This is a genomic window from Domibacillus robiginosus, assembly GCF_000966195.1.
GTDB classification, from domain to species: domain Bacteria; phylum Bacillota; class Bacilli; order Bacillales; family Domibacillaceae; genus Domibacillus; species Domibacillus robiginosus.
Map to the genome: position 1 here is coordinate 48,064 of NZ_LAHL01000041.1, position 25,255 is coordinate 73,318.

18 protein-coding genes are annotated in these 25,255 nt (G+C 40.7%); 4 read left to right on the forward strand and 14 right to left on the reverse strand.

The window, feature by feature from the left end; all coding sequences use genetic code 11:
- Nucleotides 1-42: 42 nt before the first annotated feature.
- The 7 genes from VP97_RS17865 to lacZ all read right to left on the reverse strand — a co-directional run bounded on the left by VP97_RS17865 (nucleotide 43) and on the right by lacZ (nucleotide 10,785).
- Complete coding sequence (locus VP97_RS17865) at nucleotides 43-1,050, reverse strand: ABC transporter permease (protein ID WP_245629930.1); 1,008 nt, start codon at nucleotides 1,048-1,050, stop codon at nucleotides 43-45.
- A gap of 2 nt (nucleotides 1,051-1,052) precedes the next feature.
- The gene (locus VP97_RS17870; RefSeq protein WP_050183435.1) at nucleotides 1,053-2,087 is read right to left on the reverse strand and encodes an ABC transporter permease; all 1,035 of its coding nucleotides are present in this window, start codon (nucleotides 2,085-2,087) and stop codon (nucleotides 1,053-1,055) included.
- 13 nt (nucleotides 2,088-2,100) lie between these two features.
- Nucleotides 2,101-3,615: a sugar ABC transporter ATP-binding protein gene (locus VP97_RS17875; protein ID WP_050183436.1), complete on the reverse strand. Its 1,515-nt coding sequence runs from the start codon at nucleotides 3,613-3,615 to the stop codon at nucleotides 2,101-2,103.
- Nucleotides 3,616-3,748: 133 nt separating this feature from the next.
- Nucleotides 3,749-4,498: a response regulator transcription factor gene (locus tag VP97_RS17880; protein WP_050183437.1), complete on the reverse strand. Its 750-nt coding sequence runs from the start codon at nucleotides 4,496-4,498 to the stop codon at nucleotides 3,749-3,751.
- Nucleotides 4,495-6,300, reverse strand: a complete 1,806-nt coding sequence (locus VP97_RS17885; protein WP_050183438.1) for a sensor histidine kinase — start codon at nucleotides 6,298-6,300, stop codon at nucleotides 4,495-4,497. The genes VP97_RS17880 and VP97_RS17885 overlap by 4 nt, the downstream gene beginning before the upstream one ends.
- Nucleotides 6,260-7,297, reverse strand: a complete 1,038-nt coding sequence (locus VP97_RS17890) for an autoinducer 2 ABC transporter substrate-binding protein (protein WP_425388489.1) — start codon at nucleotides 7,295-7,297, stop codon at nucleotides 6,260-6,262. The genes VP97_RS17885 and VP97_RS17890 overlap by 41 nt, the downstream gene beginning before the upstream one ends.
- A 359-nt stretch (nucleotides 7,298-7,656) precedes the next feature.
- A complete protein-coding gene (lacZ, locus tag VP97_RS17895) occupies nucleotides 7,657-10,785 on the reverse strand; it encodes a beta-galactosidase, LacZ type (protein WP_050183440.1) in 3,129 nt (1,042 codons plus the stop codon).
- A gap of 680 nt (nucleotides 10,786-11,465) precedes the next feature.
- On the opposite strand from lacZ, the gene VP97_RS17900 reads away from it, so the two are divergent.
- Complete coding sequence (locus VP97_RS17900) at nucleotides 11,466-12,545, forward strand: sulfate permease (protein WP_050183441.1); 1,080 nt, start codon at nucleotides 11,466-11,468, stop codon at nucleotides 12,543-12,545.
- An 88-nt stretch (nucleotides 12,546-12,633) separates the two neighbouring features.
- Here the strand turns inward: VP97_RS17900 and tagH are convergent, their stop codons facing one another.
- The 4 genes from tagH to tagD form a co-directional block, all read right to left on the reverse strand.
- The gene (gene tagH / locus VP97_RS17905; protein WP_050183442.1) at nucleotides 12,634-13,434 is read right to left on the reverse strand and encodes a teichoic acids export ABC transporter ATP-binding subunit TagH; all 801 of its coding nucleotides are present in this window, start codon (nucleotides 13,432-13,434) and stop codon (nucleotides 12,634-12,636) included.
- 17 nt (nucleotides 13,435-13,451) lie between these two features.
- Entirely contained in the window at nucleotides 13,452-14,282 is an 831-nt protein-coding gene (locus tag VP97_RS17910) for an ABC transporter permease (protein WP_050183487.1), read from the reverse strand.
- Nucleotides 14,283-14,400: 118 nt separating this feature from the next.
- The gene (locus VP97_RS17915; protein WP_050183443.1) at nucleotides 14,401-15,594 is read right to left on the reverse strand and encodes a CDP-glycerol glycerophosphotransferase family protein; all 1,194 of its coding nucleotides are present in this window, start codon (nucleotides 15,592-15,594) and stop codon (nucleotides 14,401-14,403) included.
- Nucleotides 15,587-15,985 carry a glycerol-3-phosphate cytidylyltransferase gene (tagD, locus tag VP97_RS17920; RefSeq protein ID WP_050183444.1) on the reverse strand — a complete coding sequence of 133 codons (399 nt, stop codon included), beginning with the start codon at nucleotides 15,983-15,985 and terminating at the stop codon, nucleotides 15,587-15,589. Before tagD ends, VP97_RS17915 begins: the two co-directional genes overlap by 8 nt.
- A gap of 309 nt (nucleotides 15,986-16,294) precedes the next feature.
- On the opposite strand from tagD, the gene VP97_RS23445 reads away from it, so the two are divergent.
- A complete protein-coding gene (locus VP97_RS23445) occupies nucleotides 16,295-18,331 on the forward strand; it encodes a CDP-glycerol glycerophosphotransferase family protein (RefSeq protein WP_172656808.1) in 2,037 nt (678 codons plus the stop codon).
- 19 nt (nucleotides 18,332-18,350) lie between these two features.
- On the opposite strand, the gene VP97_RS17930 is transcribed toward VP97_RS23445, so the two are convergent.
- Together VP97_RS17930 and VP97_RS17935 are read right to left on the reverse strand one after the other, a co-directional pair.
- A complete protein-coding gene (locus VP97_RS17930; RefSeq protein WP_050183445.1) occupies nucleotides 18,351-19,895 on the reverse strand; it encodes a glycosyltransferase family 2 protein in 1,545 nt (514 codons plus the stop codon).
- Between the two features lie 193 nt (nucleotides 19,896-20,088).
- Nucleotides 20,089-20,865: a WecB/TagA/CpsF family glycosyltransferase gene (locus VP97_RS17935; RefSeq protein WP_050183446.1), complete on the reverse strand. Its 777-nt coding sequence runs from the start codon at nucleotides 20,863-20,865 to the stop codon at nucleotides 20,089-20,091.
- A 452-nt stretch (nucleotides 20,866-21,317) separates the two neighbouring features.
- On the opposite strand from VP97_RS17935, the gene VP97_RS17940 reads away from it, so the two are divergent.
- Nucleotides 21,318-23,132: a LysM peptidoglycan-binding domain-containing protein gene (locus tag VP97_RS17940; protein ID WP_050183447.1), complete on the forward strand. Its 1,815-nt coding sequence runs from the start codon at nucleotides 21,318-21,320 to the stop codon at nucleotides 23,130-23,132.
- Nucleotides 23,133-23,446: 314 nt separating this feature from the next.
- On the opposite strand, the gene VP97_RS17945 is transcribed toward VP97_RS17940, so the two are convergent.
- Complete coding sequence (locus VP97_RS17945; RefSeq protein ID WP_050183448.1) at nucleotides 23,447-24,436, reverse strand: sodium:calcium antiporter; 990 nt, start codon at nucleotides 24,434-24,436, stop codon at nucleotides 23,447-23,449.
- 247 nt (nucleotides 24,437-24,683) lie between these two features.
- Here VP97_RS17945 and VP97_RS17950 point away from each other — a divergent pair, with 247 nt between their 5' ends.
- Nucleotides 24,684-25,070, forward strand: coding sequence for an ROK family protein (locus VP97_RS17950; RefSeq protein ID WP_050183449.1), 387 nt, complete (start codon nucleotides 24,684-24,686; stop codon nucleotides 25,068-25,070).
- Nucleotides 25,071-25,255: the final 185 nt, after the last annotated feature.

Here is a 25,255-nt window from a genome sequence, read left to right on the forward strand (position 1 = left end):
TGCTTTTTTTGTACTGTATAAACAGGCAGTGCCTGGTAATACCTACTTTTTAAAACGTGACAGGTTCAATTTGGGTACGATAACCGCAAACAAAAGCAGTGCGCCTACCACGATGAGCAGTGTCTGCGATGGAATGTTGATAAGTCCTAGGCCATACTGCAAATAACCGACGATTAAAATGGCAATCACGGTACCAATCAGGCGGCCTTTTCCGCCTGCTGTGCTGATTCCTCCAAGGGCTGCCATGGCGATCACATCAAGCTCGTACATACTGGCTATATTTGGCCGTGTGCTGCCCATCCTGGATGCGAGGAAAACCGCGGTAACTGCCGACATTAATCCGGCTAGTGTAAAAACAATGACTTTTACCCGGTCCACATTTACTCCGGAAAATTTACTGGCGACATCATTATGACCGATCGCATAAATGTGGCGACCGAATGTTGTTTTATGAAGCAGCAGCCCAAACAGAAATGCCACTATTACAAACAGAATCAAAATAAAAGGAATTCCATATATATAACCCCATCCAAAAAAACCGAACCATTCCGGAAAATTTCCGGAGGCCTGATCCTCTAGAATAATGTAGGCAATGCCGCGGTACAGAATCATCGTAGCAAGCGTAATGATAACCGCTGAGAGTTCTTTAAATTTTACGATCAATAGTCCGTTGACTAAGCCGCAGATCGCCCCGACCAGCAAGCAGGTCACAACCGCCATTTCCATTGAAGCCCCAAGGCTGTTGTACACAGTTGCCATTACAACAGACGATAGTGCTACAGTGGAACCGACTGAAATATCGATATCCCTCATGATCATAATGAAGGCCATTGGAAAAACGATAAATGCTTTGTCTAAAAACACCATCGTCGCATCCCGGAGACTGTTTATATTTAAGAAGTAAGGGGAAAGGCTTGTGTTCAGAGCGATAACACCAATAAGTATCGCCGCAAGCAGCCACTCCCACTGGAAGAAAAACTGCCTGGTTGAAAAAGGACGATCGGCTGACAGCGTCCGCTGCATATAAGGCTGTATGTTTTTTTGCGCCATGGCTAAATTCTCCTTCTCAGTAAATGGTTTCGTTCTACACCGCGTTTTACTGCCACATTCAATAACACAGCGACTAAGATAATGGTGCCTTCAACACCCTTTTGCCAAAATGGTGAGACATTCATCAAAGGTAGCGCATTGTTTAAAATACCGATTAACACTGCACCTAAAATCACACCACTCAGCTTCCCAGAGCCGCCTGCGATGCTAACACCCCCCAGGATACATGCCGCGATAACACTAAGTTCAAACCCCGACGCAGTATCTCCCTGGGCAGAAGCGAATTTGGAAACCCAAAGTACACCACATAACCCAGACAATCCGCCCATTAACGTATACACAAGCATTAAGATTTTTTTTTCATTAATACCAGTTACTTTAGCGGATTCAGGATTGCTGCCGACCGCATAAATGTGGCGGCCTGTCCGGGTATGGCTGATAAAGTAATAAGCAGCTATATAAATAAAGATTGCAATCAAAATGAGTGTATTAATGCCTAATATGCTGCTTGTCGCAATGCCTACGAAGCTTTCGGACATTTGATAGGAGCTAATCCATTTCCCATCACTAACCATGTAAGTAAAACCCCGATAAATGTTCATCATGGCAAGTGTCGCAATAATCGGCAAAACCCCAAGCCATGAGACAAGCCCGCCTATGATTAGTCCACAGAAAATACCAATACCGATTCCTGTTATAACAGCAAGAACGGGTGAAAAGCCGCTATTTATGCTTACAATTTGGGCAACAAGCATGCCGGAAAGAGCGAGTGTGGCCCCAATAGACAAATCAATTCCCCTTGTCACAAGTACCAGCATCATACCAACGGCTAAGATGGATAAAATAGCAGTATTGGTCGCCATGTCCATCACATTTTCAACGGTTAAAAAACTAGAGTTGCGAATTTGCACGCCAATTGCCAGTAAGATAATAAATATCAGCAGGCCTATTTCACGAAATTTAGCTACACTCGCAAGCTTTGATTCTTTTTTTACAACCGGCTCCGCTGGCGGTACATTTGCTGTTTGAACAGCCATGATGTTACCCTCCTTATCCTGCTTTCGTTTTATCTGGCGTTTCACTCATAGCCGCCGCCAAAATTGCTTCCTGTGAAAACTCATCCCTCTCGAGCATTTTGGTTATGCGGCCTTCTTTCATTACAGCAATTCGGTCGCTCATGCCAATCACTTCCGGCATTTCAGAAGATACCATTATAATGCCGTAGCCCTGCGCTGCCAGGTCCTGGATAATTTCATAAATCGCTGACTTAGCGCCAATATCTACTCCTTTTGTTGGCTCATCCAAAATAATAACATCGAGATCAGCAGTTAAAAGCTTGGCTACTGCTACTTTTTGCTGGTTCCCGCCAGACAGCGAGCTTGCCAAATCAAAAACACTTTTCGCTTTGACATGAACTTTTTCCGCTAACTGCTTAGCCAGCTGTCCTTCATTTCGTTCATTGAGCCAGCCTCGTTTTGAAAAGCGTTCTAGCGCTGGCAGTGTGATGTTCCGTCCAATCCCCCATTGCAGAATCAGCCCCTGCTTTTGCCGGTCTTCAGACAAGTAGCCAATGCCTTTTTTCATTGCATCTTTCGGGTGGCGGATTTGAAGCTTTTCCTCTTTTAGATAGACACTGCCGGTATCATAGTTTGTAATGCCAAAAAGCGTTTCACACATTTCTGTACGCCCTGCCCCGACAAGTCCTGTTAAGCCAAGAATTTCACCACGGCGCAATGAAAACGAGATATCAGCGAAATATCCAGTTTTACCCAAACGCTCAACCCGGAGCACTTCTTCTCCAATCGGATGCTTTTTATGTGGAAATACCTGTGTAATTTCGCGTCCAACCATGGCAACAATCAGTTGGTCGTTTGTAATTTCGTTCACACCCCATGAACCGATGTAATTCGCATCACGAAATACGGTCACTTGACTGGCAAGCCGGTACATATCTTCAAAACGGTGAGAAATAAAAATGATCGATGTTCCCTGATCCCGCAAACCCTCTGCGATTCGATACAATTCTTCACTCTCACGTGCTGTCAAGGCCGCCGTCGGTTCATCCATAATAATAATCCGGGCATTAGTAGAAATCGCCTTGGCAATTTCGATGATTTGCTGCTGTGCGACACTAAGTGTACCCATTTCACGCTTTGGATCAATCGAAGAACCAAGCTGTGCTAAAATCGATTTTGCTTCCTGGTACATTTCCCTCCAGAGAAGCCGCTTTGTTTTTGGATGCACTTTTTCGTGTCCTATAAAAATATTTTCTGTTACGCTTAAATCGGGATAATTTGTAACATGCTGATAAATAGCTGCAATGCCAACATCCTGTGCTTCTATCGGATTTGTAAAAGTAACCGGCTTACCGTCTAGAAAAATTTCTCCTTCATTTGGTGAGTGAACACCGGTTATCACTTTAATAAATGTAGACTTTCCAGCGCCATTTTCGCCCATTAATGCATGAATCTCACCTTTTTTCAGCTTAAAGTGAACGTTATTGAGTGCTGTCACACCAGGAAATCGCTTTGTGATTCCCTTTAATTCCAATACGTACTCAGACAATGCTCATTCCCCCTTTTGTTATTGCTGTTATCTATATTTTATGATTTTAGAAGCGCTTTCATAAGGAGACAAATATCGGAAAAAGGGGGGCATTTTTCGGGAGAGTAACATAAAAAACCTCCAAAACTGGAGGTTATAAATGATCCTGCTTGTATTTGGAGGGAAGCTCTCCGTAATGTTTTTTAAATAGCTTGCTGAAATACTTTGTATCAGCGTACCCGACTGCACCTGCAATTTCATAAATCTTCATGGGAGAAGCAAACAGAAGTGTTCGAGCTTTTTCCATTCGTCGCCGTGTTACATAATCGAGAACCGTTTCTCCTGTATGCTGCTTGAAAAATTCGCTAAAATAAGTTGGATTCATGTAAACGAGAGAGGCGATTTTTTCAATTGTAATAGACTCTGACAGGTGCCGATCAATCCATTGCCTCGCCGTTTGAATTGGTCCTAATAAATCTTCTTCGGAATGAGCTTTTTCCGCACGTTTTTTTTGTACATCTACTTTTATCTGCGTGAGCCTTTTCTTTAACTCCGAGCGGTCAACGGGCTTTACTAAATAATCAACAGCTCCTTCGCGCAAAGCAGTTTGTACATAGGAAAAATCATTGTAACCACTGATAATCACCGTGAAAAATTCGGCGCTTGTTTTACTATTTAATTCTTTTAACATGGTTAGGCCATCCATTATTGGCATGCGGACATCTGTAAAAACCACATCAAAAGACATCTTCATAGAGTTAATGATATCAATACACTGTTTTCCTGAACCGAAACTGCCGATAATTTCCCATTCTTCCCCATCCGCTCGTATGAGCCTTTCGATGCCTCTCCGGAGTTTTGGTTCATCATCTACTATGATTACGCGAATTGGTTGATCACTCATACTCCTGTTTCCTCCTGGTTTACCGGCACCCGGATCAGCATCGTTGTACCGGTGCTTTTTTCACTGTCGACTTGTAACGTATACGCTTCCCCATAATGAAGCACAAGTCGTCCATTTACGTTTAAAATACCAAAATGATGATCACGGTTTAAATCCGTCTGCAAGGTCAAAAGCTGCCTTATTTCAAGCAACTTAATTTTGCTCATTCCCGCCCCGTTATCGGATACACTCATATGAATTTCAGCGCCAGCACGCTTAATCAAAACCACTACAACCAGCTGCTTGCCTGGAACAAATGCATGCTCAAGTGCATTTTCTACAAGAGGTTGTAAAATAAACTTTGGAATGTACTCCTTGTTTCCATCTACCTGGACTTCAATGCGAAACGCCAGCTCATCTTCAAAACGGTATGATTGAATGGTCAAGTAATCGCGAATATGCTGGAGTTCCTGGTGAATAGTCACAAATTTTTCTTTATTGCTTAAAGAGTAACGAAGCATTCTTCCTAAAATAGTGACCATATCAACAACTGTATCTCTATCATCTTCTTCCACCGTCATGGCAATGGTTTCAAGCGTATTGTACATAAAATGAGGATTTATTTGAGACTGAAGTGCATATATTTCAGCTTCTTTTTGTTTCAGCTCGATTTGGTATTTTTCACGAATTAACCCCTGAATTTCCCGGATCATGGTTTGGAAGCGGTCAGACAGCATTCCCACTTCATCTTTTGACTGGCGGTCAAAAACTACATTAAAATCTCCTTTTTCTACCCGCTTCATCTGCTCAGTTAAATGCTGAAGAGGCTTGGCCACTCCCCATGCCAACAAGGCAGCCATAATAAGCGCTATGATAATAACCGCCATAAATAATAGGATTGTAATGGTGCGAACAAAGTTCGTTTCAGCTGTAAGCTGGCCGAGCGGGATTCGATGTGTTAAAATCCATTGCTGCTGCTCAGACACATCCATGCCAAATAGCATTTCTTCCGTTTTAAAGCTTCCATTTAACGTTGGATATTCCGTTATTTCTCCATCCTTTCTGCCGACCTGGTTTGCAGAAGTGTGATAGAGCATATACCCTTTTTTATTCATAAGCCACATTTCGGCCCCTTCCTGCTCATCAATTGGCCGGACTATTCGGTCAATAAATGACAAATCGAGTACAATAAACATAGTGCCTAGACTGAGCCGATTTTCCACATCAATGAGCGGCTTTGCGATTAGAATAAACGGCCGCTTATCTTGAAATTGAAGGGATGTTTCATTTGGTAACAGCACTCTTTCCTGGCTCCGCAAATCAAGATTCTGCCCATAGATCCCAACTGCCTCCTTTGTTGAAAACCCGGATAAATAATCTGTTCTGGTACTACTGAACAACCGATTGTTCGAGGAAATAAAAACACCAAGAATATCCTGCTGGCTTCCATGAATAAATGTACTGGATAAGTAGCTGTCCACAATAAATTCATCCTGCCGCATTGCGGAAACCGTTTGATAAGCATCTTTCCGAAGGATTTCAATAATCATCGGGGCATTATAAATCTGGTCAGACATTTGAAAAAATTCATCAATTTGCCGTTCAATATTATCATTTGCCTGGTCCAGGAGCCGTGGAATATAGGTGCCGACCTGCCGCTCAATCGATGAAATATATTGGCTGTAAGCCAAATAACCAAGCAATGCAATTGGAATTACAGTAATCGCAATATACGTAATAAATAATTTTGTCTGCAGCCGATAATCACGGAAAGAACGACGTTTAAAAATCATATTGATCCACATTTTCTCTTGTAAAATCAATCGGCTCTCCCATAATAATGGTATCCGTTCCTCTCATCCGAATCGTCCCGACTCCCGGCATATATTGAAAATCGACGGGCTGCTCCCCATCAATCAAGCTCTTTGCCATAGAAACCGTTAAATAACCAAGCTTTTTTGGACTCCATAATGTGACAACCTGAGCAGATCCTTTTTTTAAATAATCTCGCATTAAATCGGGTGTCGAAACACCTACTACTGCAATTTCATGGTTTTTCTCAGCTTCTTCCACTGCTTTCGCTGCTGCAGGCGGACCGACCGATGAATTGCCGATAATTCCAGCCAGATCAGGATATTTCTTTAAAAGAATTTGTGCTTGAACAAAAGCATTATGAGGATCATCATTGGTCGCAACAACTTCGACTAAATTCATATTTGGATAATATTCTTTCCATTGCGCTTGTATCCATTTAAGCCATTCATTATGGTTGGATGCCGAAAAAGAACCGGTCATAATAGCAAATGACCCTTGTTCTCCGGTATTCCATGCAAGTGTGTCCATCACATGCCTTCCAAGCACCTCGGGATTTACCATATCAATAAATAAATTTCGTGCTTCTGCTTCTGTATCTGAGTCCCACGTGATGACGATAATTCCTGCTGCTTTTGCACGTTTTAAGACCGGCGCCAGCTGAATCGGGTCATTGGCGGAAATAGCAATAACATCTACTTTTTGATTGATAAACTTTTCAACAATCACTTTTTGGCCTTTTGCATCTGCAGCAGTGGGGCCTTCATATAAAACGTCCACCTTTAATTGCTCTGCCGCTTCCATTACGCCTTCTTTTACCGAATTAAAATAAGGGATATTGTCCACTTTCGAAACAATACCAATTGTATATTGATGTTCGTTTTGTGCTTCTGGATGCATAGTTGATGAAGACCCATTCGATACAAGCAGCTCATATGAATCTCCATTTGAGCAACCGCTTACAAAAAGAAAAACCCACATGGTACACAATCTTTTCTTCAATGGCACCCACACCCTCGGTTGGTTTTTGCTTGTATTTTAACATAAAAAGCCTTCCACAAATTCGGAGAGCAAAAATTTTTAATCCAGGATTCTTTTTACTTGCTTTTCAACCAGCTTCAAGCCGGCCTGCCCTCTGCCAAAGTATCAGATCATCCTTTCTTGCATGAGCTCGTTCATCGTTTCAAGGATATCCGCTACCAGGCGGAATTCATCATCACGATGCAGAAAATACAAATCTACATACTCTGCAGCAGGCCACCTTAAAATGCCTTGGATATCTTATCGGATTTTACATTTGAATAAGGTGATGCGTTCATTTTCACGAAAAGACGTATTCCCCGAAAGAAATACGTCTAAAATGTTTTTTATATTTTTATCGCTTTGAGCGTAAATGAATACGAATAAGTTTGGTCGGCCCATAATGTAAATTCCGGATGTGTTCTTGCCTGCCAGCTGTCATCTCCGCCTACGCCCATTTGCTTAAACTGAATACGTAAAACCGTTTTGTCACTCTCGGGCATCTTGTGGGCGTGGTCATGTTCTTCCATTTCAAAAGGTGTGTACGGCAGCGCACTTACTTCAACAACCGGCATTCCTTCTACTAACAGGCCCACTCCCTGATCATTTGTGATCGCTGCCCATCGGACATCTGTTTTATTGCCGCATTCCTGTGGCTTCAAATAAGGAATCATTTGATTTTGCACTTTATCGCTATAGATGCCAATCTTGGCTCCCTTCTTACGGTCCCAGTAGCTTTCATGGGGTCCTTTTCCGTACCACTCCAGCTGTTCAAATGATTTTTCCATTGTCCACAGCATGCTGATTTCCGGAATCTCAGCCAAATCAGAGCCCGGGATTAACTCCTGTTCAATTAAAACTTCACCGTCTTTTTCCACACTGTAACGAATATGGCACATGGAGTTTGAAGCATCGGGCAGTTGATAAGCAGCATGAACAGCCACCCCTGTTTCTCCTACATCACATGTAAGTGACTTGAGCTCTTGCTTCTCGGATGCCTTGCGCCAGGTCCCGCTCCGCTCATAAAGTTTATTGCCTCTATCATTATCGGTCATTGCACGCCAAAAATTTGGCTGCGGCGCGGACTTTAACAATTCCTGGCCGTATGCCTGGTAAGACTGCAAATGACCGGTTAGCTTGTTAAACGTAATGGCAAAATGATCTCCTTCAATAGAAAGAATTTTTTCGCTTTCAATCACTTGAAACGACCTGCCTTCTGCCTGCTTTTTCACTGTCGGAGCGGCCGCAGGAATAACAAACTGCTCATAAGCGACTTCATGACCCTCTTCAGCCCACATTGTCCCTTTTTTCAGTAAAACACTGATCGTTATAATAAATTCCTCTGTCTTATTTTCTGCTTGATCTGCTAATTCAATAATGCTGACCACCTGTGATGACTGGGGCTTCAACTCCACCTCCTGAAAACCTGTTTTAACCGTCCTTCCATTTATCATCATGCTCCATTGAACGATATATTCGTTTAAGTCTGTAAATAAAAATTGATTGGAAATGTGTACAAGACCTTTTTTCAAATTAAGCGCTTCCACTTTTACGTTTTGGTAGCATTTTTTCACTTCATACAACTTGGGAGAAACAGTACCATCTGCAAAAATCAGCCCATTGCCGGAAAAATTACCGTCATGTGGTGCTTCACCGAAATCTCCTCCGTAAGCTAAATAACAAATACCCTCCTCCGTTTTTGCCTCTAATGCCTGATCACGCCAGTCCCAAATAAAGCCGCCCTGTAAAATTGGGTATTGATCAAATAGGTCCGTATACTGGTACAAATTCCCGCATGAATTGCCCATCGCATGGCTGTATTCACAAAGAATATACGGTTTTGCTTCTTCTTTATTTTTTGCTTCGAGCGCGTATTGTTCAACCTTTTTTGGTATAACGTACATTGTACTTTCTATATCAGTAGCTGCTTCTGACTTACGGTAATGAAAAGTGCCTTCGTAATGAACGAGACGAGATGGATCTTTTTGTTTCAGTAAATCATGCATATAAAGAAAGTTATCTCCGCCAAAAGATTCGTTTCCAAGCGACCAGATCAGCACACATGGATGGTTTTTATCGCGCTCCATCATGGAACGGCACCGGTCAAGTACATTTTCCCTCCATTCCGGCTTGCTTCCCGGAATGGTTGTTCCTTCTTCTTTCTGTCCGTACTTCCAGGTTCCATGTGTTTCCAGGTTTGTTTCATCAATGACGTACAATCCATACTGGTCACATAAATCATACCAGAGCGGATGATTTGGGTAATGGGAAGTCCGCACTGCATTAATATTAAACTGCTTCATTCGTTTAATATCATAAAGCATATCATCCAAGCTCACTGCACGCCCTTTGTCGGAAGCAAATTCATGCCGGTTAACACCTTTAAAGACAATTCGTTCTCCATTTAGTTTCATCAGGCCGTCTTTTAATTCAAAAGTACGAAACCCGACTTTGCAGCTTTCCGTTTCAATGACAGCGCCTGTTTTCTCACGGAGTATAAGCACAAGTGTATATAAATTCGGAGCTTCTGCACTCCACTTTTTGGGATTTCGAACAAACGCTTCTCCTGATATTTTTGCCCGCCCACCTTCATTAAAAGAGACCTCTATAATTAAAGGGCTTTCAAAAATAAGCCGCTGTTCTTCATACAGGATGGCTTCGAACTGGAGTGGACCGGTCTTGTCCTGATCATAATTGGTCACCGTCGCATCTATCTTTAATACTGCATCCTCATATGCTTCATCGAGTTCAGTCCGGACAAAAAAGTCTTCTATATGATTGATCGGTGTTGAATATAGGTATACATCTCTGAAAATCCCGCTCATTCGCCAGAAATCCTGGTCTTCCAGCCAGCTTGCATCGCACCAGCGGTATACTTCAACCGCTAATCTGTTTTCGCCTTTCTGCAAATATGGCGTAATATCAAATTCAGCCGGTGAGAATGTATCTTCACTATAACCAGCCAGCTCTCCATTTATCCATACATAAAAAGCCGATTCGACCCCTTGAAAGCTAATATAAACCGGCTGATCCTTCCAATCTTCAGAAACAGTAAATGTACGAATATACTGCCCGACCGGATTGTACTCTGTAGGTGCATACGGCGGCTGAATGTTTTCTTTTCCTTCCCACGGGTAACGAAGATTTGTATAATGCGGGTAGTCATACCCCTCCAGTTGCCAGTGGGCTGGCACCTGAATCTGTTCCCAGGTGGAATAATCAAATGTCAGGTCAAAAAATGCTCGGTGTCGTTTATCTGAATTTTCTGCAAACGAAAAATGCCAGTATCCATTTAATGAGCAATAGTAGGAGGATGCCGTCCGATTGCACAACAGTGCTTCTTCTATCGTTTTGTACGGCATAAGTGTGGCATGAGCAGGAAGTCGGTTTAATTGAAAAATTTCTGGATTGTTATTCCATTCGGGATACCCATTTGCCGGCGGAGTATGGATAAATTTTTTTGCTTGTCGCAACATCAAATTCCTCCAGTCATTTTGATTGCAGCTCTGCACCATTCGGTTTAAACCCGATACTAAGCATCTCTGCTCATCCTGTCAATTTATCTTGTAAAAGGAGCCAAAAGATTTATATATTGATCAAAAAGTTTTTATTGCCTGTACATCTACCAGTGTCTCCAAAACATCAAGATTCTTTGATTAACTTCCAATATAAGCGAGCTTTGGCAGCGCTTACTCTTGCGTTTATTATAATATATTTGAAAGGGAGCGTGTGAAGATGATTACAATATTCTTATATAAAAACAAGAATTGTTTTTAATTCCACTAAACTTGAAGCATATTGAACATAGCTTCCAGTTTTTTGTGAATGTATGACTGAATAGAACTCCTTTATTAAAAAAGGTGGATATTTGACAATGATTATTATTTAAATAAGCGATTAAACGAATTTTTTTATCGCTCGATGGTATAGACGGTAAAAAAGTTCATTTAAGATCGAGACTGCTGAGCATTCAGCAGCTTTTTTTTATGAGGCAGGAAAATTTCCTTTGTCTTTTAAAAAAATACATTTATAATGAGAGTTACAAACCTATAATTCCAATTAGTTAACTAGGTTTTAGATTTAAATATTCATGAAAATGAACCTTACTTTAAAAAGAGATATTCTATAATTTAATTATAGGAGAAAGGAATAAGATATGTTATTAACGTATACAGCCATTGCCATTGCTTTATTTTTTGCTATGAATATCGGTGCCAGCGGAACAGCTGCTTCAATGGGCGCTGCTTACGGAGCAAATGCGATAAAAAAACGACTAGCACTCGTTTTAGTTGCTCTGGCCGCTTTTTTAGGCGCTGTTTTAGGCGGCGGAGAAGTCGCCAAAACGATCGGGGAGGGCATTATTCCTTCTGACCTTTTAAGTGTTAAAGTCGTTGTTATCATCCTGCTCGGTGCTACACTTACTTTATTTATCTCTAACCTGCTCGGTATTCCACTGTCAACCAGTGAGGTGACGGTTGGCTCTGTAGTAGGTGTCGGCCTTGCCTACCATAGCTTATTTACTGAAAAGCTCCTGGTTATCTTACTATTTTGGATTATCGTGCCTATCGCTTCTTTTTTCATTACTTTTTGTATGGGAAAAATCATTGCCCGTGCAGAGAGGCGATGGCCTCAGCTGAAAGGACAGGGTAAATGGGCCAAAGGACTTTCTATATTATTAGTAGTCGGGGGCTGCTGGGAAGCATTTTCTGCCGGGATGAACAACGTAGCCAACGCGGTTGGCCCATTAATGGGCGCAAATATCATCTCTACTGAAAAAGGCCTCTGGCTTGGAGCTCTGTTTGTTTCCATTGGAGCTCTGTTAATGGGCAGCAAGGTGCTAGAAACAAATGCGAAGAAAATTACCACCATGTCGTTGTTAGAAGGCAGCGCCGTTTCATTTACAGGAGGCTCTCTGGTCGTGGCAGCTTCAATATTTGGACTCCCTATCCCGCTTACCCAAGTAACAACATGTGGAATTCTCGGAGTGGGAACGGCTCAAAGCGGATTTGGATTGTTTCAAAAAGGAATTATTAAACGGATCCTGCTCATATGGGTGATCTCTCCCCTCTTTTCGATTGTTGTTTCTTACTTTCTCATTAATTTGCTTGTAGAAGTGGATGTATACAACTTAGTAGTGATTTTAAGTGCTTTAATTGCCGCTATCGGTTCCATTAAATTAATCCAGCACATACGCCAGGAGCAGCGATCTATATATAATGAAGGTGAAGGCATTTAATTAACTTTCAACATCCGGAGTAAATACATCATTTACTCCGTTTTTTCTGCTGTTTTCCTGTTGCATATGCCCTGTGACCTGCCCTACACTATGTCATGCTTAATCCGCTTTGCTTTCTCATCACTTCTTCACGGAATTTTTTTTGTTCTTCAGCAGTCAGCGCCTTATGTTTCTTTAAGAATGATTCATACGCCGGAATCACTTCTGTCACCGGCCCAAAGTCTTTTATTTCCCCATACTCCAGCCAAATGGCTTTGTCACAAAACTCTTTGATCTGCCCCATAGAATGGCTGACAAAAAACATGGTTTTTCCTTTTTGCTTAAACTCAAACATTTTGTTTTTTGATTTCTGTCCAAAGATCTGATCTCCTACTGAAAGAGCTTCATCCACAATGAGAATATCCGGATTAACGGTGACGGAAATGGCAAAGCCAAGGCGGGAGCGCATCCCGCTTGAGTACTTTTTAACGGGCTGGTCGATAAATTTTCCGATATCTGTAAAAGAAATAATTTCTGCTTCCATCTCTTGAATTTCTTTTTTCTTAAAACCGAGCATTAAGCACTTTAGTTCAATATTTTCACGGCCAGTTAACTGGTTATTAAGCCCTGATGAGATAGCGATAATCGAAGCCTGTCCCACCGTTTTAATCGTTCCGGAGGTTGGAGGTATAACACCGCCTAGTATATTGGAAAGTGTCGATTTTCCTGAACCATTCACCCCGACAAGTCCGATGACATCCCCTTGATTCGCTGTAAACGAAATGTTCTGAAGAGCATAAAAGTCTTCCCCATATCCCTTCGGCAGTAGTACATCCAAAAGCTTTTCTTTCGGTGATTTGTGCATTTTATACTTTTTACATACATTTTGTACAACAACGGTTTCACTCATTACGTTTCACATCCTGTTTATAAGAAATCAACAAACCGATTTCTAAATTTCACATGTAAAGCAGAGCCAACCAGCAGCATAACCAAAATTAAAGACCAAAAATAAAGTGTGTAAGGAGCGTATTCTGTCACATACCATGTCGTTCCTAATAGCGATGCTCTGTACCCTTCTACCAGATAATAAAGCGGGTTCATTTTCAGTAAAAATGTTAGATCCACGCCCTGTAACACCAGCTGATCGGTATGCCAGATAAGCGGTGTAACGTACAAAATCATTCTTAAAACAGATTGAACGATTTGTTGTACGTCACGGATGATTGTTGAAAGTGTGGACGTAATCAGAGCCAGGGCCAGGAGAAAAATTAATGTAGCCAGCATAAAATAAGGCAGCTGGATGTAATATACAGACAGCTTAAAGCTCGTAAATTGTAAAACAATGATAACAACCGCCATTAGCATTAAATGAGTATAAAAATTAGCCATAATCACAAAGGAAGGAATGGCGCTCATCGGAAAGCTCATTTTAGATATCAATTGAAGTCTCGAATAAATGGACTTTGAAGACTTTGAAATAGCAGGGTTTACAAAAAACCAAACAACCATGCCGGTTACCATCCAAATAAAAAAAGGAACGCGGACCTCATTTTCCATTGTAATCTGCTGTCCACCTCGGACACCGATGCCAAATACCAGCCAGTAAATAGCCAGTTGAATAACCGGATTTAATATTTCCCAAAACCGTCCCAGGTAGTTATTAGTATGAGCACTTTTCACCTCGAAAGCTGAAAGCCTCAAGATAAGATAAAAGGAATGCATCTGCTCCCTTGCAATGGTAATCAGTGACTTTATCATAACAGGTGGTCCTTCCTTTAAGCGCAAAATAACGTTGTTACCATCATTGCCCAAAAAACCATATTATAAAAATAATCATGCACAGGTATAACGTTTCTTTAAATAAAAAGTAGCCTTAAGGCGCTGTTTTTTTGGGGGATAGACTTTTTTCGGGAAACAAGTATCGGACGATATTGTAGCTGGCCTGGCCATTAGAATACGCGTTCCACTTTTCTGCGTAGCTGCGAATCGCTCCGAGATCAAAACGATTCTCTTGAATACAGTGAATAACCGAAGCAGTATCCCTTACTATAGGCCCCGGAAGATCCCGTTCAAACCCTTCTGACACTCCCCGGATTTGTTGATATTCTTCTAAATCATATGTAAAAAAAATCATCGGCTTTTGCAGAAGCGAAAATTCAACGGGAATCGATGAATAATCTGTTATTAAAAAATCTGCCACCGCAAGCAGCTCATTAATCTCATATTGATCCGAAGAAACATCCACTACGAAATCCAGATACTTTTCTTCAAAAGTAAGGTTGTTTTGGACAGCAGGGTGCAGCCGCAGAAGGACCGTATAATTGTTTCCAAGCTGTTCAGCCATTTTTCCGATATCCAGACCAAGTACAAAATCCTTTAGTTTATGATCCCGGTATGTAGGAACATACAAAATAACCTTTTTATGCCGAATTACCGGATATTGATCGGTTATCCTTTGCTTTGCATTATAAAGAGATTTTTTATTAAAAAAGAAATCAGTTCGCGGGACGCCTGTTGGTAATATCTGTGATTTTTGAAGGTGAAAGGATTCGATAAAAATATGAGCCATTTGATCTGAGCCGGCCACTACCTTATGAAATCGGCTATACACCTTTAAAAAGCGTTTTTTTGCTCTCCGGCTTCTTTGTTTGACTGATGTATCCTGGAGTCCAAACTTTTTTAATGCCCCTGATGCGTGCCATAATTGTATGCATTCTACACTTTTTTTAAAGTGAACGGCGGCTAGAAATCCGTAATAATTGTCCACCAGAACATGCCGCGATGTAGCTAAATGGTATATAGAGCGGATCATGTAAAATGGATTGATTCCAAACACAACCAAATCAATATCAGGACAGTCTTTGAAGAGATGCACCTTATTCTTTTTACAAAGAACAGCCACTTTTGCAGAAATGTGCTGCTGCCGTATTTCATCCAGCACGTACCGGCTATTATCACCAAAACTAACTACAAAGGTCGTTTTATCTTGAATGGATAAAACATTAAACAGGAAAAATACGCATTTGAAAAGAAAAAGAAAAAGAAAAATGGCTAGCTCCCTAACCATTTTGAATTACCTTTAAATCTTTTTTGATTTTAGACGTAGAAATGCCAATGGTTCTCGGCAGGTATATGACTTCACAGTATTCTTTAAGGAAATCAAAATGTCCCTTCCAATCATCTCCCATTACAAAAAGATCAACCTCGTGTTTAATGACATCTTCAATTTTCTGGTCCCAGCTTTTTTCTGGTATTGCTTCGTCTACAAAGCGGATCGATTCCACTACATTTTTTCTATTTTCAAAGCTGTGATAAGCCTGTTTATTTTTTCCTTTATTAAACTCATCTGTGGAGAGGCCGACGATCAAATAGTCACCTAATGCCTTCGCACGTTTCAGTAAATTTATATGCCCGAAATGAAGTAAATCAAAGGTGCCATACGTTAATACCTTTTTCATATACAAGCCCTCCTTTTACTTATGAGAAGAACGTTTTATTTTCATTATTAGTGTAAGGAAAAAACTTTGTTTTTATTCGGAGAAGAGCAAAACTATTAAGGATGCAGCTCTTTTTAGTGGAATTGAATAAAAAACTCGTCGATGAAATGGTGTTTGTCAAAGGTTTGTACAGCGTATATATTTATCCCTTTGGTCCATACTAAAAAGCAGAAATTTATAGGCCGGGGGGAATCATACCTGAATATAAAAAAGCGATTTCGTCAACGCTGTGCTTTGCATTCCATCAATTTCAATGATCACGGTTTGTTTTTGCAGATTGTATGTTCCGAGTCTGCTTTAGCTAGTCAAGTTTGGACACTGCTGTTTATTGAACGGTATACAGCAAAAAAGAAAGAATATTCTTTATCGGCTCCCTTCTCTCCCAAAAATATACTGCAGGCTTCTTTAACAGAAAAAGACCTGGAGCAGTTGTTGAAGGAAGGACAGGACTGGGATGTATATGTTATGACTCCTTCACAGGAGAAAATACGGCTCGCCAGTATGACAGAGCCAGAGCTGCTTTATTTTCTAAAAGACGGCAAAATGCTGATTCCTTTTATAACAATTCAGGGAAATATTTCTTTTAAATTACAATCACCTGGTTTGATCGTACGGACTGAACAAATTCAGTTTATCGGAAAAGATCACCTCTTTATAAAAGGATGCTTTCTTCATCCTTCATGGAGTAAGCAGCCCGGTCGTTTAAAAGGAATGCTGGTATTGTCTTCAAGTGAAGACGAGTATGCTTATAAAGCACCTTTAAAGATCGGTAATCGCTTTTCCTCATTAAACGAACATAATCATGGTGTTTCAATTAACTACGAGGCAGTCATACCGATTAAAGAGCTGTTTATCCGAGACTATGAAGCGGTCAGATTAAAAGGCCGAATAGAGATTTTATATTCTGAGGCTAATGGGAATAGCATGTCAGCATCGTCTCCCATCAAAGTCAAGTTTGCCCGTTTTTCAAAAAGAACGCTGATTCGAAAAAGGAATGGGCAAAAGAAAGCCATTACTCTTGCTCCAGCACCAAAAGCAAGGCAGTTAATCATTAGCATTTACCCTTACAATTTCAAAAAGAATATAAAAGGCAAGATGAATAGTGGCATCGTCTTTTTAAAGAGACATCCTATGATCAAACAGGTATACAAACATGCATTTTATTGGCTAGGAAAGCTGCCTTCCAGCAAAAAAGTCATTGTATTTGAAAGTTTTTTAGGGAAACAGTTTAGTGACAATCCCCGTGCTATTTATGAATATTTAAAACAGCACCAGTATCCATATACCTTTTATTGGAGTGCTGATAAAAAGTGCCTTGATCAATTTAAGGATAAGAATGTGCGCTATGTCCGCCGGTTTTCACTCAAATGGCTTTTTATTCTGCCGCGTGCCCGCTTCTGGGTCACAAACAGCCGAATGCCTGTATGGCTTCCGAAGCCAAAACAAACGACTTACCTGCAAACGTGGCATGGAACACCATTAAAACGACTGGCTGCAGATATGGATGAAGTATATATACCCGGGACAACAGCCGAAAATTACAAAAAAAACTTTATTAAAGAAGCGCAGAACTGGGATTATCTTATTTCTCCCAATGCTTATTCAACCGAAATTTTTCGAAGAGCTTTTCAATTTGATAAGGATGTATTGGAAACCGGGTATCCGCGAAATGACTTTATCAATTATCACGCTGCTGGAGAAACAAAACAAAAGCTGGCTGACAAATATAGTATCCCTTCTTCTAAGAGGGTTATTTTATACGCCCCTACCTGGCGGGATAATCAATTTTATGGAAAAGGGAAATACCGTTTTGATATTCAGCTGGACCTCGATTTAATGCAAAAAATGTTAGGTGAGGAATTTGTAATTCTTTTTCGCCTTCACTATTTGGTTTCTGAAAATCTTGATTTAACGGCCTATAAAGGTTTTGCTTACGATGTTTCCCGTCATGAGGACATTCGGGAATTATATGTGATGGCGGATCTTTTAGTGACGGATTACTCATCTGTATTTTTTGATTATGGTAACTTAAAGCGGCCTATGGTCTTTTACGTATACGATATTGAGCAGTACCGGGACCATCTTCGCGGCTTTTATTTCGACTTTGAGAAAGAGGCGCCCGGACCATTGGTGAAGACAACCGAAGAAATGATTCAAGTAATTAAAGATATGCAGGCAGAGGGATTTCAGCCGTCTGCAAAGCTGGATTCCTTTTTTGAAAAGTTTTGTTATTTAGAACACGGAGATTCAACCCGTAAAGTAGTCGAAAAAGTCTTTCCAAAACAAAAAACGAACCGGTTTTCTTGAACCGGTTCGTTTTTCTACTTTACTTCACTTTTAACCCCATATTTGAATAAATCGTTGTGTAAAAGCTGAAGTCACGATTTTGATAACGAATTTGATTTTCATTTAGTTTTCTAATATTGATTTTGTTATAGTCATTGTAACGGAGAAACATTGCATAGCCGGACGAGGGAAGCTGATTTAAAAGTTCAAGAGGTACTTCCAGCTTTCCGTGTCCGTTTTTGTTTACCTGAACAGGCAGGGAATATTCCAGATTTACATTTTCTCTGTCTCTAATGATCACATCCGAAATGTTATCAATGTAATCACCGTATACTTTAAACTCCAGACAGTATTTGTCTTCATCAAAACGATCTTCTTTAAAAATCGCGAGCATTGGCACTCGGATATATCGGTATTTTTCTTCCAGGAACGGTGCTACATGGTAAGGAAGATTGTTTTTAATTAAAACATTTTTTACCTTTTCTTTTTTCTCCCACTCAAAAAGCTTTTCAAGCTGCTTCGTTTTGCCTTCTTTAAAGAGCTCATACGCTATTTTATTTAATGGATTAAAAAAATTATCAGAGAAGTCGTAACGCAGCCCATCCGTCGTTTTTAGTATCTCGTTAAATTTATTATAATAAAGTGCCTTTATTTTGGTTTTTTGAAAATGGCCTGTGTTGAACAAACGTGTGATAGAATCAAATTCATATAATCGATTCAGCAGCATTTTTTCTTTTTCTGGCTCTAACTTTTTATCAATAATATAATGAATCACTTTTATATTACTGTCTGTTTTTTGCATAATATTTGTTTGTTTTGTAAGAGAAGCATTATTGTCGTCGAACCGATTTAAATAATAGATAGGTGCTTTTGTCGTTGAAATCGTATTACAGTGAATTAATACATCCATAAAAAACTGTTTATCCTCTGCAAACTTCATTTCTGGAAATACAATTTTATTCTCTTTAATGACGCTTGCTCTTACCATTCTTGCCCGCGGCCCTAAATGCTGAAAAATATGGGGAATTGAGTAAGGTGATATGTTTCTTCGTTCTTTACAGGATTCGTGCTCTCCTACAATTTTAGAGCCGTCTGACTTTAACTGTATGGTTCTTCCGACTACGTAATCATCACCTGTTTTCTCTAGAATATGGTACAGAGCCTCCAAGCCTGTCGGCTCAAGCCAGTCATCTGCATCTAAAAAGGTGATATAGTCAGCGGTAGACAATTGAATGCCCAGATTACGCGGCTGGCCTGGTGTACCTGTGTTACATTCCAAAAAAACAGCTCGAATGTTATTGTATTTTGCCGCGTATTCTAATAAAATCTCTCTTGAAGAATCCGTTGAACAGTCATCAACTAGCAGATACTCAATATGTTTAAACCCCATCGTCTGCCCGATAACAGAATCAATTGTTTTTCTTAAATATTTTTCTGCATTATAAACAGGTGTAATCACGGATACTCTAGCCTTGGCTGCTTGACTCTCCTTACGGGGCACTTCATAAAATCCGTCTGTATTATAGTCAAAGGAACGACTTTTTGTAAACTTCATGGCTTTATAAATCCATGATGCTTTAACCATAAACCTCCCCAGCCTTTCACTTAAAATTTCACTTAACCATCGGTTCCTCTGTCCACAAAACCTCATTCATAGAGGGCCTGCACCCATGATTGTGATTATTTATTTTTATCGACATAATCTCATTCATTTATTCAGGTTCTAAAAGAGTTTTTAGGTCATCTTTTTTCATGCAGCTGGCCGCAAATTGGATGCATTATACCCGCTGCTTTGTTGAGCTGACCTCTGCTGCTGCACTGCCATTGCGTATTCTCTCTGCCAGCACTTGAAGGGCAAAAACAGGCAGGACCATTTGCCTTTTCATTCTTCTCGGTTCGCACAGCAGCCGGTAAAACCATTCTAATCCTAATTTTCGAAACAACTCCGGCGCCCTGCAAATACGGCCGGATAAAATATCAAAACTGCCCCCGACACCTATCATCACGCTTGCACCAAGATCGTTTCGAAATCGGTAAATAAATTCTTCTTGTTTTGGATTGCCCGCACCAACCAGTAAAAGGTCTGGTTTTTCATGAGAGATACGCTTTACAATGAAGCTTTCTTCGTCAGAGCCTGTTTCGAAATAACCATGGTGTGTGCCCGTAACCTGTACATATTGATACATTTCTCTCAATTTTTCACCTGCTGCTGTTACAACATCTTCTGTACTTCCAAGTAAAAAAAGCTTTGTAGAAACGCCTGTACTTTCTCGGTGCTGGAGCAGCGCGTGCAGCATGTCATATCCGCCTACCCGCTCCTTCAATGAATGGCCTAATATTTTAGATGCATAAATAATTCCAATACCGTCTGGCGTAATCATATCAGCAGATGAGATCACTTCATGAAAATTTGAATCCTTTTTGGCTTTCATCACGATTTCTGGATTGGCCGTTACGATAAAAGTGGGGAGTGAATGCTCTATTCTTTCATTCGTCCAGTTTACCGATTCATTCATATTGCTTTCTGCAAATGGAACAGTCAAAATTTTCAGCACTAAAAAACCACCCTTTGAGTAAATTTCGCATTTGTAGCCGGTAGTATGGGCTAAACTTGTGCAAAATATGTTTTCAAAGGATGAAGCTAATTGCATTAAAAAACCGCTTACCTAAGTGGATAAGCGGTTCAAGCTGTCCGCAAACGCTCACTTTCAGCGTCAATTCATCATTCACGCTTTCTTCCTTGAGCCTTTTTGTGTCAGCTTTCCTTTCTGGCTGGAATCTCTTTTTCATACCCCTTTTCTAGCTCCACTTTTCTTTTTAAAGCCCTTTTTATTCACAAACAGCTTTCACAGTTCGAGCGTTTCATCAAATGAACGCGAGGCGCAGCAAAGGATGGCCTTTCGTCAGGAAAACTTTTTGACTTAACAAATGCTGCGTAATGGGAGACAAGCACTTTTTCCTGTTTCCGTAATACACTAAACTGATTATAAAAATGGGAGGTTCGAATATGCAGCTTTTTTATACAGTCCGCCCTGGAGATACGCTGTATAGGATTGCAAGGCGCTGGCAGCTTCCACTAGAATCCCTGATTGCTGCCAACCATTTAACAGCACCTTATACGATTTATGCGGGCCAGCAGCTTTCTGTTCCTCCTGGTATTGATAAGGTTCGCGTTAAACCAGGGGACAGCGTGTTCGGCCTTGCTCAATTTTTCGGTATCCCGCCATCCCTTATTATCGAAGCCAACCAGCTTCGCCCTCCATACGCCATTCAAGCTGGACAACTGTTAAAGGTTCCTCAAGGCACTCCATATTACACAGTGCAGTCTGGAGAAACCTTATTCGAAATTGGCAGACGTTTTAACGTTACAACAGGTGGACGCAGCAATCCAGAACTTATCAAAAAAGTAAATCACCTCTCTTCTAATACCGTGGCTCCAGGAAGGAAGCTGCTGATTCCTTATGCTCCTCCCGGCGATGGAGGCTTTATTGCCTATACATCTAACCGTGGAGGAACGTATGACATATGGCTGTATAACCCGGACAACGGAGAAAGTTTACAAGTGACTACAGGGCTGGGAGAGCCTTTTTCCGTTCCTTTCTGGTCACCGGACAGTCAAAAAGTCGCCTTCGTGGGAAAAAATAAAATTCTATACGTAATTCATTTAACAGAAAGAAGCATTTCCCGAATTGATCAATTTGAAGAAGAAGTAAGTATATACGTAAATTGGTCACCGGACAGCCAGTCATTAACTTACACCAGCCAAAATCAAATTATCCTATACCATTTTCCCACTCATCAATCGCAAAAAATAAGCCAGCCTGGCGCAACCGACGTTCAATGGCTCGCAGACGGAACAGAGTTGCTATTTCAGGCACCGGATGAAGCTGGAGTGAGCCAGCTTTATCGTATGGGAAGTAACGGGTCCCGCAGGAGGCAAATTACCCAGAATACCGGCGGTCCGCTTCACTATGTACGCCTTTCTCCTGATGAAGCATTTGTTTTATTTACTACTCCTGGTGCAAGCATCTCCCTCATTTACACATTAGAATTATCTACCGGCAGAATATTTGAAATAAAAGGCGGTCCGCTTGCCAAAAATTATTTTCCTGTATGGTCCCCCGATTCATCAGCCATTGCATACAGTGCCACAGCTTTTGAAGAAGCCGGGTATTTTTCATTGATTCGAACGTCTGGAAAACAGGGGGAAAACGACCACACAAAAGCTCTTTCGAATTGCTTTGCCACTCCTGTTACATGGTCGCCAGACAGTCGAAAAGTCGCTTATCTATCAGGATGCAGCACGGAGGAAACGGCCAATGAAATGTGGATGGTCGATTTGAAGCATCCTGTTCCGATCCAGCTTGTAAAAGGGGCTTTTATTACAGCTTTACAGTGGTCCCCTTCATCACGCCCTCCATCGAAAAAAACATATACGAATTCTGTATATCATGTGCAAATTCAGTATCCATCCCCATGGAAACGAGTAAGCGATGAGCGTTATGAAGGGCCGGATGGTTTCTTTCAAATATCCGCTGTTGCTTCACAAAAGTCCATTTACGATATCTGTCGTGACGAAGCATTTCATTCACTGCAGCCATACGGTTCAAGCCCCCGACTAGTAGGGGCAAATATTCAACAGCAGGAGGCATGCTTTATTTTCCCATCCGAAGACCAGCCTCCTGAAATGAACGGTCAGGCGGCTTTGATCGTCCGGTATCCAAAACCGGTTGAGATGGAAGGAACTACCTACAACTTTTTTATTCTCTGGGCAGACCGACTGCATATAAATCAATTAAGCACCACCCTTATATTTCTTTAATTAAAAACCTCTCGAAAATTTGAAACAAAAAAAAGTCAGTCAAAATCATATTGACTGGCTCCTTTTTGTTTTAAGCATCTTGTTTTAAACGGCCATTTCCTCTGCTGATCATGTGTATTTCTTTTAAAAAAAGAACTAACGACTAAAGCAGCGATCTATAAATCCATCGCGATAAAATAGCAGAAATCACTATGATTGTTATGTTATCTTATAATGAAACATCAAGTTTATGTATGTTGCATACATCTGCTGTGGATTTTTGGCTGCAATGTGAATGACTGCAAAACAAAAAAGAGCTGTAGGAAGCCCTCTTTTTATTCAAGGAATATTTTGTAAAACGCGTAAAAATAACCAAAAAACATTAGCAGTGACGGAAGAATATAGTTTACGGCAGACACTTCTTCTTTACGCCTGAGCGCCAGCACTAAAACAAGGGATAACACTGAGATAGCAGCGGCCGTAGCCTGATGAACAGGCGATCGGTGCGAGAAAATAGGACCACCCATATAAAAAGCATCCAATCCGAGCAGAATGAGGATATTAAAGATATTACTGCCCAGTACAGAGCCAAGAGCTAAGTTTATATTTTTTAAACGCATAGAGGCAAATACAGTAATCGCTTCCGGTATTGAGGTAGCTGCTGCTAGTAAAAAGCTGCCGATAAAACTTGATCCGACTCCTGTCACTTCTACAATTTCATTGCTGACAAAAGACAACGTCGTCCCCATTGCCGTAATTAAAAAAGCCATGCCCAAAAAGCCGCTTATTGCTTTTTTGAAAGAGAGTGGCGATCCAGCAGTTTCGATGAAAGAATCATCTAAGTCCGTACGACGCACGGATGTTTTGACGGTTCTTCGAATGAAATACATACTTACAAAATAAATAAAGATCATAGCCAATGTGTCTAATCCAAATCTAAAAACAACATAATCAGACTGCCACATTAAAGCCAGAAGACTTAAAACCGAAAGAAGAAGACCGAGTCCAGCGGTATACGTATGCTCCTGCTTTACAGATTGATATACACGTCTTTTCCAATACCATAAGTCCGCCACTGCGATAATCAACAAATTAAACAAATTAGATCCCAGCATATTCCCTATAGCAATATCCGGGTTACCCATCAACACCGCTGAAATACTTGCTGTTGCCTCGGGCAATGTAGTAGCGCTTGCTAGTAACACAGTGCCAATAAGCATTCCACCAAGTGAAGCCATGCTCCCCAGTACTTTTGTATAATTGGATAAAGCAATAGTGGCTAGTATGACAGAGGCAGCGGCTGTTCCAAATAAAAGAAAAAGCATTCGATCATCCTTTATTTAGAAAGATAGATGGACAGGGTAAGACAAAGACTTGTCCTATTCAATGTATGGGCAGGCTTTCTCATTTATTCTGTTTCCTCGGTGAATAGGCGCCATTTAACTTTGATATGTATTCTCTCTAAATTACATTTATGTAATAAAAAGAAAATTGATTATAGTTTACTTACTTTGTTATTGATACAAACAAGCAAAAAACAAAATAACCATAAAAAAGTTAGTGAATGGCTTGGTGATAGCAGATCAAAACTTAGTTGAAAGAATGAATAAGCGCCGCCTTTTACAAAAGGTATTGGATCATTCTCCTATTTCCCGTGCTAATCCAGCTAAAATGACCGGCTTAAATATCACTTCCCGCCTTCGGCAAAATGATCCGTTGCTTCTTCAGTCTCTTAAGAACTTCGGGCACTACCTGGGAATCGGACCTGTAAATGTGATCAATACGTTTGATCCGGAAGCCATTATATTAAGAAACCCGCTGATTGAATCTAACCCTTTTGTGTTGAACACTGTAAAACACACACTTTCTTCCCTATTGAATATCTGGATAGATACAAGGTACGCTTTACTATCTTCTACACTCAGCCAGAGCGCATCTGCTTGGGTGCAGCTTCTATGAAGGCCGAGCAATTTATAAACAATATTACCAATTAAAAAATCCGCAGTGTACAGACTGTGGATTTCATTTTGAGCTTCGAAAACTCCGAAAAAACCTGGTATTGACAATGATTTCTCTGCATGGTAACTTCATAACAACTGGAAACATTAAACAATTACACTGGAAGATTGCTTGTTTAGCTTCTC